The organism is Microcystis sp. T1-4, assembly GCF_000297435.1.
Lineage (GTDB): Bacteria > Cyanobacteriota > Cyanobacteriia > Cyanobacteriales > Microcystaceae > Microcystis.
The window spans coordinates 1-866 of record NZ_CAIP01000356.1 but is presented as its reverse complement, the minus strand read 5'-3'; the positions used below and the strand labels follow the sequence as shown (position 1 = coordinate 866).

Annotated in this window: 1 protein-coding gene; it reads right to left on the bottom strand. The window is 38.3% G+C overall.

What is annotated here, in order from left to right; genetic code table 11:
* Positions 1-866, bottom strand: an 866-nt coding sequence (locus MICAI_RS17235) for an IS4 family transposase (RefSeq protein WP_039900455.1), incomplete at both ends; no start/stop codon positions are given.

The window sequence follows — 866 nt, the reverse complement described above, 5'->3', positions numbered from 1 at the left end:
ACCCGTTTCTAATTGCAGTTTTTCTAATCCACAACCACTTTTTAAAACAAAATGATAGCGTTCTATTAACCAGCGATAACTATACCAGCGCACACAGGTTATCGCTGATTCAAAGCTACTAATGTCTAGGCTAGTTAAGAGGAGCCAACTGATAGGATTAACTCCAGGACGCGGATTTTCTTCTTCAGCTAAAATTACCTGTAATTTGACCGGTTGACGAGGGTTCGCTTTCGAGTGATGCTTAGGTACTTGTATTTCAAAACTGGCAAATCTAACTGTTAGTTTAGCTAGTCTAGCCTCGTGATTAGGATTGCGTTTTACTTGCACATCTAGGCTACCACAGGCTTTTATTTCTCTGATGGATTGATGTAAATATTTAGGTTCTGGATGCCCTGACCTTTGCTTGTCTTCGAGATAGTTAACTTTTCGGTTATGAGTTCCTCGGATTAATAAATGAGAGTTAGGACTTCTTGATTGGGCAAATAAATCAAATATGTCTGCCTCAGAATCTCCGATTGTTACTACTTGAATTTCTTCGGGTATTTGTTGTTGTGTTTCTGACAAAGAATCTAACCATCTTTGACTTTCTTTTTCTTGAGTTTCTCTTTTTTTTCTTTGCTTGGCAATCCCTAAATTCTTTTCTTCTCTTGCCCAGACATATTGATTAATCAGTCCTAAAGGTACTCCTTGCGCTGAGACTCCTAATGTGGTATGAACTTTGAGACCAAAGGATGTTTTACAATCTAGATAACCCATTCCTTTTTTGGCTTTTTGCGTCGTAAAGTCTAAACTTGTTGTGTCTTGCACTGCCAAAACTATTGGATGTTCTTTGATTCTTTCTACTGTACTTTTGGCTTGGGCGGCAA